A 16,200-nucleotide genomic window follows, 5' to 3' on the forward strand; every position below is an offset into this window, starting at 1 on the left:
AAACGATTATGGCATTAGAAATTGGCGATAAGGCGCCGGATTTTGAAGTAAATGATCAGGACGGTAATAAAGTAAAACTCTCTGATTTCAGAGGTAAAAAAGTGGTATTGTATTTTTACCCGAAAGATGCTACACCTGGTTGTACTGCCCAGGCTTGTAATCTTAGAGATAACTATGAGGCTTTGCAAAATGAAGGCTATGAAGTTCTTGGCATCAGTTCTGATGATGAAGCAAAACACAGGAAATTTATTGAAAAGCAAGACCTTCCATTTACCCTACTTGCCGATACTGACAAAGAAGTTCATGAAAAATATGGCACCTGGGTAGAGAAAAATATGTACGGAAGAAAATACATGGGAACACAAAGAACTACCTTTATTATCGATGAGGAAGGCAAAATTGAAGACATAATTAAGAAGGTTAAAACGAAAGAACATACGTCACAGATACTCAAATAATTACACAAAATAATACTGTGTAATTATATACTGATATAATCAGGTATTAGGCCGCAAGATTTCATGGAAATGATTGATTTTTCATGTATCTTGCGGCCTGTTTGATATAAATAACATTATCCTCAGCAAAAAGCATGGAGCAGCAAGTAGATATTGAAAAGTTACAAAACCTGGCTTCACAAGTCAGAAGAGACGTTTTACGCATGGTTCACGCTGTACAATCAGGACACCCTGGCGGGTCTTTGGGTTGTACGGATTATTTCGTAGCCATGTATTTTGAAATTATGGACTACAAAGTCCCTTTCAAACCGGACGGTATTAATGAAGACCTGTTTTTCTTATCAAACGGTCATATTTCCCCGGTTTGGTACAGTACTTTGGCCCACGCAGGATTCTTCGATGTAAGCGAACTGTCAACGTTCAGAAAAATCGATAGCCGTTTACAAGGTCACCCTGCTACAGAAGAAGGACTTCCGGGCATCAGAGTGGCATCCGGATCTTTAGGCCAGGGACTTTCAGTAGCCGCAGGAGCTGCTCAGGCTAAAAAGCTTAATGATGATAATCACACTGTCTACGTTTTGATGGGTGATGGCGAACTTCAGGAAGGTCAGGTTTGGGAAGCAGCAATGTATGCATCACACCACAAAATAGACAACCTGGTTGCAACCATAGATTACAATGGTCAGCAAATCGACGGACCAACAAAAGATGTTATGGATCTTGCCGATTTAAAAGCAAAGTGGGAATCTTTTGGATGGACTGTAGTTGAGTCTAATGGTAATGACATGGACAGTATTGTTAAAGCCATGAAACACGCACACAGTCTGACAAGAAAAGGAAGACCTGTAGTTAATTTAATGAGTACTGAAATGGGATTCCCTATTGATTTCATGGTAGGAACTCACAAATGGCACGGTGTTGCTCCTAATGACGAACAATTAGAGCAGGCTCTTGGTCAACTGGAAGAAACTTTAGGAGACTATTAATCTTCCCCCAATAACTTTTAAATCAAATTAAGAATTAAAGGGTTCGCCCTTCAAAAATATAAATCGATGAAATTCTCTTTTACTGAAAAGAAAGATACACGCTCGGGATTCGGTGATGGTTTATTAGAAGCCGGAAAGCAAGACGAAAGAATTGTCGCTCTTTGTGCAGACCTTACCGGATCGCTAAAAATGGGAGCATTCCAAAACGAATTTCCTGAAAGATTTTATCAAACAGGTATTGCAGAAGCTAATATGATGGGCCTTGCTGCCGGTATGACAATCGGAGGTAAAATTCCATTCACAGGAACATTTGCAAACTTCAGTACTGGCCGGGTTTATGACCAGATCAGACAGTCAATAGCCTATTCAGGAAAAAATGTAAAAATTTGTGCTTCTCACGCAGGTCTTACTCTTGGAGAAGATGGTGCTACACACCAGATCCTTGAGGATGTTGGAATGATGAAAATGCTTCCGCATATGACCGTGATTAACCCATGTGATTACAATCAGACCAAGGCTGCTACACTTGCTATAGCGAAGCATGAAGGCCCGGTTTATTTAAGATTTGGTCGTCCAAAATGGCCTGTCTTCACTCCTGAAGACCAGACATTTGAAATCGGTAAAGCGATCAAAATGATCGAGGGAAGCGATGTGACAATTTTCGCTACCGGCCACATGGTATGGTATGCTATTGAAGCTGAAGCTAAACTTGAAGAAATGGGCATCAATGCTGAAGTCATCAACATTCACACGATCAAGCCGATCGATCGTGAAGCGATCATCGAATCAGTTAAAAAAACAGGTTGTGCAGTAACTGCTGAAGAGCACCAGATCAATGGTGGTCTTGGAGAAAGTGTTGCTTCTGTACTTTCCAGAGAATTACCTGCTCCGCTTGAAATCATTGGAGTAAATGATTCATTTGGTGAAAGTGGTAAGCCTGAAGAGTTGTTAGCAAAATACGGACTTAGCCCTGAGGCTATCGTAGAAGCGGCTCAAAAAGTAATCAAAAGAAAATAAGTACAATCAACTTATAATCCGAAGCCCTGACCTCAACGTCAGGGCTTTTTTATTGATCAAAATAGTTAAGTAATCTGGCTTTTGCTCAAAACCTCAGCTTTCAAAGCAGTAGAATATTTTGATTCATAAGAGAATTTATTCGATTGTTTAATTCGGGTTTAGGGTATGTTTTATATTTTTACCGTGCCTATGATTTTAAAACACATTAACCAAATACCAGTAATTGCCGAAGCCCATGGGGCCAAATATGCAGTATTATCTCCAGGATCCAGGGTTGCACCTTTAACACTGGCTTTTACCAGGTATAGAAAAATAGAATGTTTTACGCTGTCAGACGAAAGAAGTGCAGCCTTTGCTGCATTGGGTATGGCTGAAGCATCAAACTCACCTGTGGTAATAGCCTGTACTTCAGGAACTGCAGCTTCTAACTACATCCCTGCTGTAACGGAGGCATATTACAGACAGATTCCCATGGTGATTTTAACGGCTGACCGGCCTCCGGAGTGGATCGATCAATGGGATGGCCAGACGATCAGGCAGAGTAATCTTTATTCAAATCATATAAAAAGATCATTTGAACTTCCGGTTGACACCAGTCATGAAGATGCTCAATGGCGATCAAACAGGATAATAAACGAGGCATTCATAGAAGCAAAAAAACATCCGTGTGGGCCGGTGCATGTAAACATACCTCTGAGAGAACCTTTTTATCCTGAACCTGGAGAAAAATTCGTATATGAGAAAAATGTCCGTATAATAGAAAACAGTGAAACCATCAGAGCGATTCCTGAAAACACCTTAATTGAGCTTCATCAAAAATATAAGCAAGGTAAAAAAATATTAATTCTCGCAGGTCAGTCAAATATTAATGATGAAACCAGGAAAAAACTATCTGATTGGGCAAAAGAGAAGAACATCCCTGTAATCACAGACATAATAAGCAATTGCTATAATGTTGAAACAGGAATTACTAAAGCAGACATTTTTCTTAAAACACTTAAGCAAAGTGAGTATGCAAAACTAAACCCTGACCTTATTATCAGTTTTGGTAAATCAATAATTAGCAAAAATACTAAGCTATACTTAAGAAAAACGGTAAACAAGAAGCAAGAACACTGGTATGTGGGCATTAATGAATTTTTATCCGATCCACTGCAAAATCTAACCCGAACAATAGATCTGGAAATCGATCAATTTCTAGCTCAAACCAGGGACTGGGAAAGTAAAGATTCAAAATATTTAGAATTATGGAGAGCTAAAGAAGAAAAAACTGAAAGAAAACTTGGGAAGGTATTAAGTGAATATAAAACATATCTAAACGAATTATTAGTAAGTAAGGCAGTCTTTGAAAGCCTTCCGGAAAACTCAAAGCTTCATTTGGCAAATAGTATGCCTGTCAGATGGGCAAACTTTATTTCAGGAAAAGGGAAAAATATAAATGTCATTGCCAACAGAGGTACTAGTGGCATAGATGGAACAATCTCCACAGCATCAGGTCATGCAATAATTGAACCTGCAAGATATAATGTGATATTAACAGGTGACCTTTCGTTTTTCTATGACCGCAATAGCTTATGGCATAACTATGGTTATAAAAATCTGTGTATAGTAATAATGAACAATCATTCCGGAGGCATTTTTGGTTTAATCGATGGCCCTTCTAAGCAACCGGAGAACAAAGAATGGTTTGAAACCAGGCAGATGCTGACTGCAAAAAATATTGCCAGGGATCATAAACTTCAATATTTCAGGTGCACAAGGGTTGAACAACTGCAAGAAGCTAAAGGACTAATCAATACGTCAGTTGGCCGCCTTATTATAGAAATATTTACTGAACCTGAAGAGAATAAAAAGGTATTTAAAGCATTATTTCAATAAAATGGAACGCAGGAATACCAGTTTGAAAATTAATGGAAGAGTTATCGGATTTGATGAAATAATCAATCCTCAAAATGACCTTGCTAAAACTGAATTTGAGAAAAGTGTTTTTGATACTATTAGTTCCTTTTTAAAAGGGGATAATGAGATAATACAGCAAACCTCAGGATCAACAGGTAAACCAAAACAAATTAAAATCAGCCGTGGGAGGCTAATTGCCTCAGCAAAAATGACTGGTGAATTCCTGGAATATGATAAAAAAGAGCGGGAATCACTTCTATGTATCCCGGCCTCATTCATCGGGGGAAAAATGGTTTTGATACGTGCTTTAGTATTTGACCTTCCAATTAAAGCAGAAGAACCTTCTGGAAACCCCTTTAAGGGAATAGAGAAAGTGGGAATTACATCGGTGACCCCATACCAGATAAAAAATATTATAGAGGAAGAAGATACTGGCTGCATAAATGCAGATTCAATAATTTTAATTGGAGGGGGCGTAGTAAATGAAGAGTTGGAGAAAAAACTTGCCAACCTACCAGGTGAAATTTATCATACTTATGCGATGACAGAAACAGTATCTAACATTGCACTTAGAAAACTTAACCAACCTCACCGGGAGGAATTATTTGAAACATTACCGGGAATCAATATAAGAAGCGAACAGGGAAGACTATTAGTTAGAGGAAACGTAACTTCAGATAAGTGGCTTGATACAAACGACATTGTAGAGATTATAGAAAAAAATAAATTCAAATGGTTAGGCCGAGCGGACAATGTAATCAACTCCGGAGGGATAAAAATTAATCTTGATGATCTCAAAATCAAAATAGAAAAGGCACTAAATGAAAATGGAGCTTATGATGAAATAGCGCTCTTAAAAGTAAAAGATGACAAATTTGGCGAAGGTTATGTGGTTTTCATTGAAGAAAACAGCAAACTGGAGTCAAAATTGATCCTGGATAAAAACATTAAAATAGATAACAAGGTAAAGCCGAAAAAGATTATCACAATTAATAAAATACCCAAAACAAAAACTGATAAGATTGATTACAAATCATTACGAAAAATATTTAATGATTTGGATTTTTCAGGATAATTTTTCCGATCCCAAAACATTAAATGCTCTCAACATAGAAAACAAACAATATATCAATGAAGATATATTTTAATTGACGTTTTTAATATCTTTATGCATATATAATTTTCTTTCAACCAGTTTTTTTATCACATACAACTCTAATCAATTTTTATTATTATGAAAATCAAAACACTTTTAGGATTAGCTTTTATATTAACAATCACATTTGGTGCTAAAGCTCAGGAATTTGGTGTAAGAGTCGGAGGGAATGTTTCTTCCACAATAAGCGAAACAAATGGAGTTAATATTATTTCAGATAATGTTTTTGGATTTCACCTCGGCGCAACTGGCATTATGCCAATAGGTGAAAATTTAAAAATAAATGGCTCACTATTATACTATCAAAAAGGAGCAAAAACAGAATTTGAGATATTTAATATCACCACAATTAGAACATTTACATATAACTACCTTCACATGCCATTAGCATTAGAATATAGTTTTAATGGTGATCAATTAGCCCCATACATTCAAGCTGGACCTTATTTTTCTTATACTTTAGGAGCAAAAAATAATGAAAATGGTGAAACACTTGATATTGGAAATGATCAGGAAGATGATTTAGCACCTTTTGATATGGGTTTAAACTTTGGAGCAGGAATTGATTATCAACAATTCAGACTTGGCATAAGCTATGAATTAGGATTAGCGAATACATTTCCTTCAGGTGAAGATGGAAATGACACAAGAAATAACAGGTCTTTCAATTTAAATGTCTCTTACTTCTTTAATAGATAAAACAAAATACACGATCTTGAATAAAAGGGCCTATTATATTGTATAATAAGGCCCTTAATTATTAAATATCCGGGAAAATCAGACCCCTTCAATAAAAATTCTCCTTTTCAAACCAAGTAAGGTATTGATAATAATTACAGAAGTTTAAGACGTTAACTCTGGTTATCATTGTGATAAATAAAACCATTCAAAATTATGAAATTAAAATTCTTACTAGGATCGGCATTTGTGCTATTTATGACAATCAATGCTCAGGCTCAAGAATTCGGAGCCCGTATTGGAGGAAACTTTTCGAGATTTAACTATTCTGTCGATGAATATAATCAGGATGCATTAAGCTTATTCAGTTTGCATATTGGAGCAACAGCTATTCTTCCTATTAATGATAACATAAGAATTAATGGCTCATTATTATATTCTCAAAAGGGAGAGCGTTTTAAAGATAATGGTAGCACTTTAAAAGAAGTAGTAAATTATATTCACCTTCCTTTTGCGGTAGAGTATTCATTTGGAGGTGACCAAATAAAACCTTTTATTCAAGCAGGACCATATTTTTCAATAGCTTATTCTTATAAGGACAAGCTTGATTCACCTGACCTGACTGGCGAGGTAAGTTATGATATAGGAAATAGTGAATCTGATGATATAGCACCCACTGATTTTGGATTAAATATTGGTGGAGGATTAGATATTGAAAAATTCAGAATAGGATTGAATTATGAAGCTGGGATTTCCAATTTATTTCCAAATGGATGGAATGCAAATGAAACCTGGAAAAACAGTTCGTTTAATATAAATGTTTCTTATTTCATTAATCGATAAAAAAAAGAACAAAAAAAGCCTGAAATGTTTCAGGCTTTTTTTTTGTTATAGATATTCTTTCACAGCACTGTTAGTATCCGTTATATATTCAGTAATACCTTCAACAATCAGATCCATCATCATATCAGGGCCACCAATCAACTTGGGAGGCACATTATGAACAAGGTTCAATGTATGGTTAATTATCAGGGTCTTATTTCCTCCAATAGGATAATAAGCGCAAAAGACAATTGATGTTTTATTAGTCTTTTGCCATAAAACGGTACTGAAGTTATAATTGCGTTGTAATGTAACCATCATTGGTTTCTTACCAGGATAGTCGTAAGTAGTAACATTATTTAAAAAATGCTTTAATCTCGGATCTGTATAATCAGGATAGAAAGTTTTCAAACTATATTCAAAATCCGGTGCCATTCCAGAAGAAGCAATCTGAAAGTTTCCTTCTTCACTTAAATTCACTTCATATTCCGGCAATGTTTTTCTTACAAAAGAAAGGTCTTTCAAACGATGTTCAGAGAAAAAATGTGAAGGGGCATCAACGACATATGCAGTCTTAGACATGATGATATGGTAATCTTCATCCTTGTTTTTATTCAACACATCGTAAATATCATATTTCAAATACCTGGAAAATCCGCCCTTTGTAGTCTCAGAAGGTAGTTCTCCTTTTGGTTTAAAGTTGATATAATACTGATATGATCCATTAAGGAGTTTATCTTTATTGATGCGGAAGTCAAATGAATTCTCTCTAATTGGATTCAGAGTTCTCTCCCCTACAGTGGTTGAAAATGAGCAGAGACTCAACACAAAAAATGCAATAATAATATTTTTAAACATATAAGCCTGTTACGAATAATATCACAAAGATAAACGTAACAATCCTGAAATCAAGTATCAAGCCTTTAGACAAATATTATAAAGGTGTAAGAATTTATCTATCTTTCAATTTAATAACTTCTTGCTGCAGCTCCAGCACCATATTTGCCAGTTTATCTAACGTCATATCTCCGCCTGATTCAGGTTCCGGAAAGCTCACGCTAATAAATGCTTTTGCTTCCCATATTTCAAAAACCTCATCAACTGGTACGCTGTATGGTGCATAATTTGTATTATCAGAAACAAGATAAAGACTATCTTTTTCTTCCAGATAATTAAAAACCCGCTTATAAACAATTCCCTCCTTACCGGTGACCAGAACATAGGTCTTGCCATTTTTAATATCCTCGGGGCGTTCCAAATACTGACCAATAACGATCGTGCCGGACTGAAGGGGTAACATCGAATCTCCACTGATTTCAAATGCCCTGTAGGTAGCATTACCGGGCAAATTTGGCAATTGAAATTTAGGAAGTTCCTCAATATACTCCGGGTCTGAATAACCATTGAGATAACCTGCTGAAGCCTTATCGGGTACAAGCTCAATATTCTCACGATCATGCTCATCAACGGTGATAGCCAGAACTTTCATTTCAGGATTCTTACTACCAGAAGGTTTTCTACCTGAATTATCTATTTTCTCAAGCAATTCACCAACCAGCTCATCCAAACTGTAATCAAACACTTCGGAGATTCTCATAAGTGTCGGAATGCGGGGATCTGCCCTCCCCTCTTCATAGGCCCCGACTTGTGATCGTTTGATGCCTAGCTTATCCGCAAATTGTTCCTGAGTTAGGTCATTCTTTTTTCTCAGGTATTTAAGGTTTTGACTGATCAGACTCATAATTGAAAAAGTATAATGGTAAAATTAGAATACACCATCCATATATTATACTCCCAAATGAATAAAATACCTTCCCCGTGCCTGGCTACCCGAAAAAACTTCAGAGGCAAGGCCCCGTTTTCTTAAAACCTCCTGCCTGATATGCGCTGTCACTTCTTTTAATGTTAAACCGGAATCAACCAGGCAATACCCCTGCACTGTTTCCCGACTTAACCCGGCTTTAAAATGAACGCCACATTTGTTGGCCTCAAGTTTCTTACTCTTTAACTCCTTAATAACTATATCTCGCATGTCTGTTTATTATTTTCACTACAAATATTAGTAATTATACCAATTAATCAAATTAAATACTAATTTATTTAGTTAAAAGATTATTAAAACAGTATAAATTACTAATTTTGTTAGTAATCAAATAGAGGGAATTATGGAAAAATACTCTACAGTCAGCAGAAGCATCGTCCACATGGATCTCGACTCCTTTTTTGTGTCGGTGGAATGCCTGCGCAACCCTGCGCTGAAGGGTAAGCCATTGATAATTGGCGGAAGCAGCCGACGGGGTGTGGTAGCTTCATGCAGCTATGAAGCCAGGCGATTCGGAGTAAGATCAGCCATGCCGATCGCTTTGGCCAGGCAATTATGCCCGCACCTGATCAACATCTCGGGTGACATGGAGGCTTATAGTAAGTATTCCAGACTAATCACCGACATAATAAAAGATGATGTGCCTCTCTTTGAAAAATCATCCATTGATGAATTTTATATTGATGCAACAGGAATGGACCGCTTTTTCGGAACAGTTAAATGGGCAGGGGAACTGAGGCAAAAGATCATGAAAGAAAGTGGACTTCCTATTTCCATGGGATTATCCATTAACAAACTAGTATCAAAAGTGGCCACAGGAGAAGCCAAACCCAACGGACAACGTCATATCCCCTATGGTATGGAGAAAGCTTTCCTGGCACCTCTACCCATTCAAAAAATACCGATGATCGGTGATAAAACAGCCCGTTTCCTCACCGATATGGGGATATTTAATGTCCGCACGCTACGGGAAATGCCCGTCGAAATACTAGCTGCCGCACTCGGGAGCAACGGAGTAGCCCTGTGGAAAAAAGCCAACGGAGAAGATAATTCTCCTGTAATCCCGTTTCGGGAACAAAAATCAATCTCTACAGAAACAACTTTCCAGAAAGATACTATTGACGTGCAGTTCCTCAAAAATGTACTGACAGCAATGGTCGAAAAACTCGGTTTTAAAATAAGGGAGAAACAAAAGCTCACTGCCTGCATTACAGTGAAACTTCGTTATTCAAACTTTGACACAGTGAGCAAGCAATGCAGAATAGCCTATACCTCTTCGGATCATACCCTGATAAAAAAAGCGCAGGAATTATTCGACCAGCTCTACAATCGCCGAATGCTCATCAGACTCATCGGGGTGCGATTTAGCGAACTGGTTCACGGGAACTACCAGATTAGTCTTTTTGACGATACCGAGGAAACAATAAGGCTTTATGAAGCCATGGACAAAATAAAACATAAACATGGCAGTCTTAAACTCATGCGGGCTTCTTCACTGGATCTCAACATGAGATTAAAAGACAGCATTCCTTCTTTTAATGGTAATGAATAAAAAAAGAGCGGTCATACAACCGCTCTTCATATGATTTAACTAAAAACTCTGTTTTCTCATAACCAGCTGATTTGGTATTCGTCAAATTCATCTCCCAATTCTACTTCCTTTGTGAAGTCAACGCGAACACCTGTAGCCTTCGACTTACGTACAAGTCCGTCAAGTAGACCCAACTGTAGTTTACCATTGAAAGTCTGGGTACGACGAACTACGATCTTTTTTGGTTCATCAGATACGATCTCCCAGCCTCTACCCTGGGGATCTTGTATCATCTGGCTCGCTACAAGCTTTAGAGCTTTGATGATATCTATGGGTTTTGAATCTGCATTGATCAAATCATTCTTCAGAAACTGAGTATAAACAGTCTCACCAATCGTCCGGCCCACTTTGATCAAATTAAATTTACCCAGATTTTGTTCTATCCACATACAAAGATCATTGTAGAGATCCATGGGGACATTGCCTTTTAACTCCACACCATCTACGATCTGATACAACTCAGGATATTTAGACTTGTCATAATTACTTAACACGTCATTAATAAATACAGCATCCAGGGTTACACCTTCTGTCGAGTTATTCATGGTATTTTAATTTAATTTCATACAAAGTAAGTGCATATCAGCCATCAAAATCACCTTATTAATAACACAGGAAGACATTCATTCCTATTTGAATAGTATGTGTTTCATAAAACATGACTCTAAATAAAAAACAGCCCTTTTAACTGTTTAAACAACTACTTGAAGATCAGACAGGAATATCATCGAAGCAACAAAAACACTTTCAACGGCATAACGAACTGATCTCCTCCGTCTTTTTATTAAAAATATTGCACACAGCCCACACCTCATAATACATTTTCAAAAAAACATCTGCAAAACACCATAAAAAACTAACCTGAAAAATATTTTACTAAAATTATTAGTAATAAATACTAAATAAATTAGTATTTTTGAGGTCCGACTAAAATCTATTTATGTATCTTAATTGTCACACATGGTTTAGTTTAAAATACGGTGTATTGTCACCGCAGCAACTAATTGATGAAGCTAAAAAAAACGGGATACAGAAATTAGCCCTTACAGATATCCATAATACATCTGCCTATATCGAGGTAGCCAGACTAATCAGTGAGCAATCTGTTCCGCTTGAAATAATAACAGGCATTGAGTTCAGGAGAGACAACAAAACGGCATACATCATGATAGCCCGGTCGATGAAAGGATTTGAACTGATTAACCGGCACTTATCCAGACTAAATTCATTAAAAGAGGAACCTGAACTCAGAGCTCCTCAGCTTGAGGACTCTTTTGTTATTTATCCATGGTCTCAGAACACACCAAGTTCTCTGTCGGAGAATGAATATATTGGCATCAAACCTCAACAAGCCCACTTGCTTTATCGGGTCAAAAACAAGCAACTGATCGATAAAGGTGTCATCTTGCAACCGGTCACATTCAGCTCTAAGATCGGATACAACACCCACCGTCTGCTTCGAGCCATACATCACAACACTTTGCTCAGCAAGCTTACTCCGGAACTACAGGCTTCCCCAGATGAGCAAATGATACCTGAGAGTGAACTCTTAAAATATTATTGGCAATATCCAAAGATCATCGCGAACACCGAGCAGATCCTCGAAAACTGTTCAATGGATATAGAACTCGGGACAAATAAGAATAAAAAGCAACTAAATAATAAAGCATCTGACCACAATGAGCTACGGACTAAATCCCTGGAAGGATTCCGGAGGCGATACGAGCACTACAACAGCTATGCGATGGAAAGGCTGCTCAAAGAACTCGATGTAATCGAAAAGCATGGATTTGAATCTTATTTCCTGATCACTCTTGATATAATTGAATTTGCCAGACACAAAAACTTTGCTCATGTAGGTCGCGGCAGTGGTGCAAACAGCATGGTTGCCTATTGCCTGGGAATAACAGAAGTAGACCCAATTGAACTCGACTTGTATTTTGAACGGTTTTTAAATCCTTACAGAAGTTCACCGCCAGATTTTGATATCGATTTTTCATGGCAGGACAGAGATGAGGTCACCAAATACATTTTCGAGCGGCATGGTAGTGAACATACTGCCCTTCTGGCAACATATGTCACATTTCAGGGAAGATCGATTATTCGTGAACTAGGCAAAGTCTTCGGACTCCCGAAAGAGGAAATTGATAAAATAGTCAGGGAACCGGACCGCTATGCAAACAGTGATGAAATCAGTGGATTGATCTTTCGTTATGGCAAAAGGCTTCAGGATATGCCCCGGAATTTATCGATCCATGCCGGAGGGGTATTGATCACCGAAAAACCGATCTATACTTATACTGCAACAGACCTTCCTCCCAAAGGTTTTCCGATTACTCATTTTGACATGTTTTCTGCTGAGGACATAGGAATCCATAAGTACGATATCCTTAGTCAACGCGGACTCGGGCACATAAAAGACAGCGTAGGGCTGGTTAGAAAAAATAAAGGCGTAAGTGTAGACATCACACGAACTGATAAGTTCAAAAAAGACGAAAAAATACGTGCGTTGCTTCGGGAAGGCCGAACAATGGGTGCTTTTTATGTTGAATCACCCGCTATGCGAATGTTACTCGGTAAGCTTAAATGTGAAGATTACATTACCCTTGTAGCTGCAAGCTCGATCATCCGTCCCGGTGTAGCCCGTTCAGGAATGATGCGCGAATACATCTATCGCCACCACAACCCTGACGATTACCAGTATCTGCACCCTAAAATGGAAGAGCTCATGAAAGAAACCTATGGAGTGATGGTCTACCAGGAAGATGTAATTAAAGTGGCCCATCATTTTGCCGGTCTTGATCTTGCCGAAGCAGATATTTTAAGAAGGGGAATGTCGGGGAAATACCGGTCCCGAAAAGAATTTGAACGTGTTGAAGAAAAATTTTTTATCAACTGTAAACAAAAGGGATATCCGGAAGCCATCTACAAAGAAGTTTGGCGTCAGATCGAAAGCTTTTCAGGTTATTCCTTTTCTAAAGCTCACTCTGCCAGCTATGCGGTAGAAAGTTATCAAAGCTTATATTTGAAAGCCCACTATCCTATCGAATTCATGGTTGGCGTGATCAACAATTTTGGAGGTTTTTACAAAACAGAATTCTATTTTCATGAAGCAAAACGATACGGTGCAATTATCCAGGCACCCTGTGTAAATACCAGTGAATACCTGACCAGCATTAACGGAAAAGAAATCCATGTTGGCTTTATTCATCTGAAAAGCCTTGAAACGAAACTTGCTCACCGGATCGTTAGCGAAAGAGAGAAAAATGGAAAATACACCGGACTCCAGGACTTTATTGAGCGCACTATTCCCGGACCAGAGCAGGTTTATCTCCTGATCAGGATCGGTGCCTTCAGATTTACAGGCGAAGAAAAAAGAGCATTGTTATGGCAGGCAAGGCTTTATTATGGCAAAAAAGAAAAAAGCAAAACGAAACTTCCCGGAGGAGATATGTTTCACTCGAAAATGAAAACCTATTCTCTTCCCGACCTGGATCACATACCATTTGAAGATGCATTTGATGAATTCGAACTTCTAGGCTTCCCTCTGTGTGACCCTTTCCTTCTGCTTCCTGAAAACAGTTTGCTTCCACTAGCCGCAAAAGATATGCCCAGGTATTTAAAAAAGAGTTTTTCAATTACAGGATACCTGGTTACTATTAAAAACACCAGAACAAAAGACAGAAAATCGATGTTTTTTGGCACGTTTATCGATAAAAACGGTGACTTTTTTGACACTACTCACTTTCCAAATACAGCAAATAAATACCCATTCCGGGGTGCCGGATTTTACAACATCGAAGGTAAAGTCGTTGAAGATTTTGAATATCCGATGATCGAGATCACTAAAATGGAAAAGGTGCCGATGGTAGACCGGGATAAATTGAGACAACAAACTTTATCTATAAACGGGGTTAATTAAATTTTATAAATTTGACTATACGTATATTTTTTTGTGTTTTTTTTATTTCTGTATTTAATCTTATATCATTGCACATCTTTTAACCAAGTTATCAAATCAAAACTATGAAAAGCATTTTTCGAGCAGCACTTTCTGCTTGCCTTATTTTTATTATTTCATGCGAATACAACGAGATTAAATTAAATGGATCACAAACTTTACAAAATTCTGTAAATTACCTCAAGGAGGATATCGATCCATTTGCAGACCCGGAATTCACTTCCATTTATAATATAAACGGAATGGAAAATTCAGCCAGAAGAACGATTAACATTGATTTTGATCAAGTTCATTTGGATAAAGCAGTGAAAGTCTATAATAAAATTGATTCCACCACTCGATATTCTTTTCTTTATAAAAACAATTCTGTTCATTATTTTGATAACCTGATTATAAAAGAAAAAAATGGTGAAGTAAATGCCTACAAAATGAGATATTATCCACATCCGGAATGGGTTAAAAAAACCAATGGAGAGGTCAACATGGAAAGTTTTACTGGTTATATTTTATATAAATCGCTAAATAACATAACCGTAAAGCAATTAATCTTTAATAACGGAATTGGAATAGATATTTCAACAGTTTCAGCAACCAATGGCCGGATAATTGAATGTACTGAAGGCCCAGCAGGTGGAGGAACTGGTGATGGTGGTGGACATTATCAAGAGCCTGCTGATGATGGGATTGATTGGGGAAGTGATCCAAGCGACCCGTTTGAAGAAGTGGGCACTACTGACTGGGGATCAGGAAGTACTAGTTGTGATAATGTATATAAAAGTACTGTTACTGGTCTCATTTATTCGGAAGATTGTGATGAGTATGTAGACTTTTCATACAACCGAATGCTGGAATGCGATGAAAATGGCGGTGAAGAAGGGGCATCCACTGATCTTGATGGTTCAGTATCTACAGGTGTGATTCTTACCGAGGAAGAGCAAAGGTTATTGAGGGCTAACATGCTTCAACAAGCGTTGGAAGAAAATCCTTATTTGCTATTAGATATTGATTGTAATGAATTACGGGAGAAATGGGTTGGACTCGCTGAGCATAAACCAAATGCCACAGTTAAAGAAAGAGTACAAGACTTAAATCAGCAAGGGTATGATATCGAAATGCAATATATAGAGAATGCCGATGGAGCCGTAGTTAATATGGATTACTTTCCGGTACGCATAGATAAGCTTCCAAAGAATCCTCAAACAGGAAATACATTTACACCTCAGGGATTTTTCGAGTATATCCGTAAAAACTTTGCAGATATATGTTATAGTGAAAACTCGAGTTTTGGACCCTATAATGAAACTGAAATGACCAAATGGGAAAGTTCAGACTATTTGGGAGCTGTAATGAGATTTGATATAATTATTCGTGAACCATTCTTTAATAGCATTCAAATTGGACAACAAGACGGTTCAGTTCTTTGTACTGATCAACAAAACCAATCATGGATATTTTCAACTGTTTATACAAATCAAGATCATAGTCATCCGGTGAGTGGGAATCGAGAATTTGGTTTAATAACTAATTCTGATGGTAGTTATACTTTTTACACCAGTGGTGTAGATAGAATTGCTGAATGGACGGACGATTGGATAGAAGAAATACCTAATACTATTTCTGCATTTGAAGGAGGAGAAGAACTATGGGGTACATTGCAAACTAATTTAGATAATTGGATAAATAGTCCAGAAAATGGAGGGGTTTCTACCAAATTGTCGACTACTGTGGAAAGAATCGATATTTCAGACTTGGAGGCAGTACTTAATGGAGATAAATCAGTAGATGAATTAAAATGTAATAACTAATAACT

General features: G+C 37.5%; 14 protein-coding genes. 10 read left to right on the forward strand and 4 right to left on the reverse strand.

The window, feature by feature from the left end:
• Positions 1-8: 8 nt before the first annotated feature.
• The 7 genes from bcp to OO013_RS17535 all read left to right on the forward strand — a co-directional run bounded on the left by bcp (position 9) and on the right by OO013_RS17535 (position 7,037).
• Positions 9-458, forward strand: coding sequence for a thioredoxin-dependent thiol peroxidase (gene bcp / locus OO013_RS17505; RefSeq protein WP_266058281.1), 450 nt, complete (start codon positions 9-11; stop codon positions 456-458).
• A 134-nt stretch (positions 459-592) separates the two neighbouring features.
• Complete coding sequence (locus OO013_RS17510; RefSeq protein ID WP_266058282.1) at positions 593-1,444, forward strand: transketolase; 852 nt, start codon at positions 593-595, stop codon at positions 1,442-1,444.
• Positions 1,445-1,510: 66 nt separating this feature from the next.
• On the forward strand, positions 1,511-2,461 hold the full coding sequence (locus OO013_RS17515) for a transketolase family protein (RefSeq protein WP_266058283.1): 951 nt from the start codon (positions 1,511-1,513) through the stop codon (positions 2,459-2,461).
• Between the two features lie 189 nt (positions 2,462-2,650).
• The gene (gene menD, locus OO013_RS17520) at positions 2,651-4,339 is read left to right on the forward strand and encodes a 2-succinyl-5-enolpyruvyl-6-hydroxy-3-cyclohexene-1-carboxylic-acid synthase (RefSeq protein ID WP_266058284.1); all 1,689 of its coding nucleotides are present in this window, start codon (positions 2,651-2,653) and stop codon (positions 4,337-4,339) included.
• Position 4,340: 1 nt separating this feature from the next.
• Complete coding sequence (locus OO013_RS17525; protein WP_266058285.1) at positions 4,341-5,435, forward strand: AMP-binding protein; 1,095 nt, start codon at positions 4,341-4,343, stop codon at positions 5,433-5,435.
• A gap of 159 nt (positions 5,436-5,594) precedes the next feature.
• Positions 5,595-6,215, forward strand: coding sequence for a porin family protein (locus OO013_RS17530; RefSeq protein ID WP_266058286.1), 621 nt, complete (start codon positions 5,595-5,597; stop codon positions 6,213-6,215).
• A 195-nt stretch (positions 6,216-6,410) separates the two neighbouring features.
• Complete coding sequence (locus OO013_RS17535; protein ID WP_266058287.1) at positions 6,411-7,037, forward strand: porin family protein; 627 nt, start codon at positions 6,411-6,413, stop codon at positions 7,035-7,037.
• 45 nt (positions 7,038-7,082) lie between these two features.
• Here the strand turns inward: OO013_RS17535 and OO013_RS17540 are convergent, their stop codons facing one another.
• The 3 genes from OO013_RS17540 to OO013_RS17550 form a co-directional block, all read right to left on the reverse strand.
• Complete coding sequence (locus OO013_RS17540; RefSeq protein ID WP_266058288.1) at positions 7,083-7,874, reverse strand: hypothetical protein; 792 nt, start codon at positions 7,872-7,874, stop codon at positions 7,083-7,085.
• Between the two features lie 94 nt (positions 7,875-7,968).
• Entirely contained in the window at positions 7,969-8,757 is a 789-nt protein-coding gene (locus OO013_RS17545) for an XRE family transcriptional regulator (protein ID WP_266058289.1), read from the reverse strand.
• Between the two features lie 45 nt (positions 8,758-8,802).
• Positions 8,803-9,048 carry a hypothetical protein gene (locus OO013_RS17550; protein WP_266058290.1) on the reverse strand — a complete coding sequence of 82 codons (246 nt, stop codon included), beginning with the start codon at positions 9,046-9,048 and terminating at the stop codon, positions 8,803-8,805.
• Positions 9,049-9,181: 133 nt separating this feature from the next.
• On the opposite strand from OO013_RS17550, the gene dinB reads away from it, so the two are divergent.
• Positions 9,182-10,390, forward strand: a complete 1,209-nt coding sequence (gene dinB, locus OO013_RS17555; protein ID WP_266058291.1) for a DNA polymerase IV — start codon at positions 9,182-9,184, stop codon at positions 10,388-10,390.
• Between the two features lie 56 nt (positions 10,391-10,446).
• Here the strand turns inward: dinB and OO013_RS17560 are convergent, their stop codons facing one another.
• Complete coding sequence (locus OO013_RS17560; RefSeq protein WP_266058292.1) at positions 10,447-10,974, reverse strand: hypothetical protein; 528 nt, start codon at positions 10,972-10,974, stop codon at positions 10,447-10,449.
• Positions 10,975-11,369: 395 nt separating this feature from the next.
• Between OO013_RS17560 and OO013_RS17565 the strand changes: the two genes are divergently transcribed.
• On the forward strand, positions 11,370-14,351 hold the full coding sequence (locus OO013_RS17565) for a DNA polymerase III subunit alpha (RefSeq protein WP_266058293.1): 2,982 nt from the start codon (positions 11,370-11,372) through the stop codon (positions 14,349-14,351).
• Between the two features lie 104 nt (positions 14,352-14,455).
• Entirely contained in the window at positions 14,456-16,195 is a 1,740-nt protein-coding gene (locus OO013_RS17570) for a hypothetical protein (protein ID WP_266058294.1), read from the forward strand.
• Positions 16,196-16,200 lie beyond the last annotated feature (5 nt).

Origin of the sequence: Mangrovivirga halotolerans (assembly GCF_026241165.1) — a bacterium.
GTDB classification, from domain to species: domain Bacteria; phylum Bacteroidota; class Bacteroidia; order Cytophagales; family Cyclobacteriaceae; genus Mangrovivirga; species Mangrovivirga halotolerans.

Bases quoted from the DNA above. Each gene is read 5' to 3' on its own strand.
- bcp (WP_266058281.1), top strand. From the start codon at position 9: ATGGCATTAGAAATTGGCGATAAGGCGCCGGATTTTGAAGTAAATGAT.
- OO013_RS17510 (WP_266058282.1), top strand. From the start codon at position 593: ATGGAGCAGCAAGTAGATATTGAAAAGTTACAAAACCTGGCTTCACAA.
- OO013_RS17515 (WP_266058283.1), top strand. From the start codon at position 1,511: ATGAAATTCTCTTTTACTGAAAAGAAAGATACACGCTCGGGATTCGGT.
- menD (WP_266058284.1), top strand. From the start codon at position 2,651: ATGATTTTAAAACACATTAACCAAATACCAGTAATTGCCGAAGCCCAT.
- OO013_RS17525 (WP_266058285.1), top strand. From the start codon at position 4,341: ATGGAACGCAGGAATACCAGTTTGAAAATTAATGGAAGAGTTATCGGA.
- OO013_RS17530 (WP_266058286.1), top strand. From the start codon at position 5,595: ATGAAAATCAAAACACTTTTAGGATTAGCTTTTATATTAACAATCACA.
- OO013_RS17535 (WP_266058287.1), top strand. From the start codon at position 6,411: ATGAAATTAAAATTCTTACTAGGATCGGCATTTGTGCTATTTATGACA.
- OO013_RS17540 (WP_266058288.1), bottom strand. From the start codon at position 7,874: ATGTTTAAAAATATTATTATTGCATTTTTTGTGTTGAGTCTCTGCTCA.
- OO013_RS17545 (WP_266058289.1), bottom strand. From the start codon at position 8,757: ATGAGTCTGATCAGTCAAAACCTTAAATACCTGAGAAAAAAGAATGAC.
- OO013_RS17550 (WP_266058290.1), bottom strand. From the start codon at position 9,048: ATGCGAGATATAGTTATTAAGGAGTTAAAGAGTAAGAAACTTGAGGCC.
- dinB (WP_266058291.1), top strand. From the start codon at position 9,182: ATGGAAAAATACTCTACAGTCAGCAGAAGCATCGTCCACATGGATCTC.
- OO013_RS17560 (WP_266058292.1), bottom strand. From the start codon at position 10,974: ATGAATAACTCGACAGAAGGTGTAACCCTGGATGCTGTATTTATTAAT.
- OO013_RS17565 (WP_266058293.1), top strand. From the start codon at position 11,370: ATGTATCTTAATTGTCACACATGGTTTAGTTTAAAATACGGTGTATTG.
- OO013_RS17570 (WP_266058294.1), top strand. From the start codon at position 14,456: ATGAAAAGCATTTTTCGAGCAGCACTTTCTGCTTGCCTTATTTTTATT.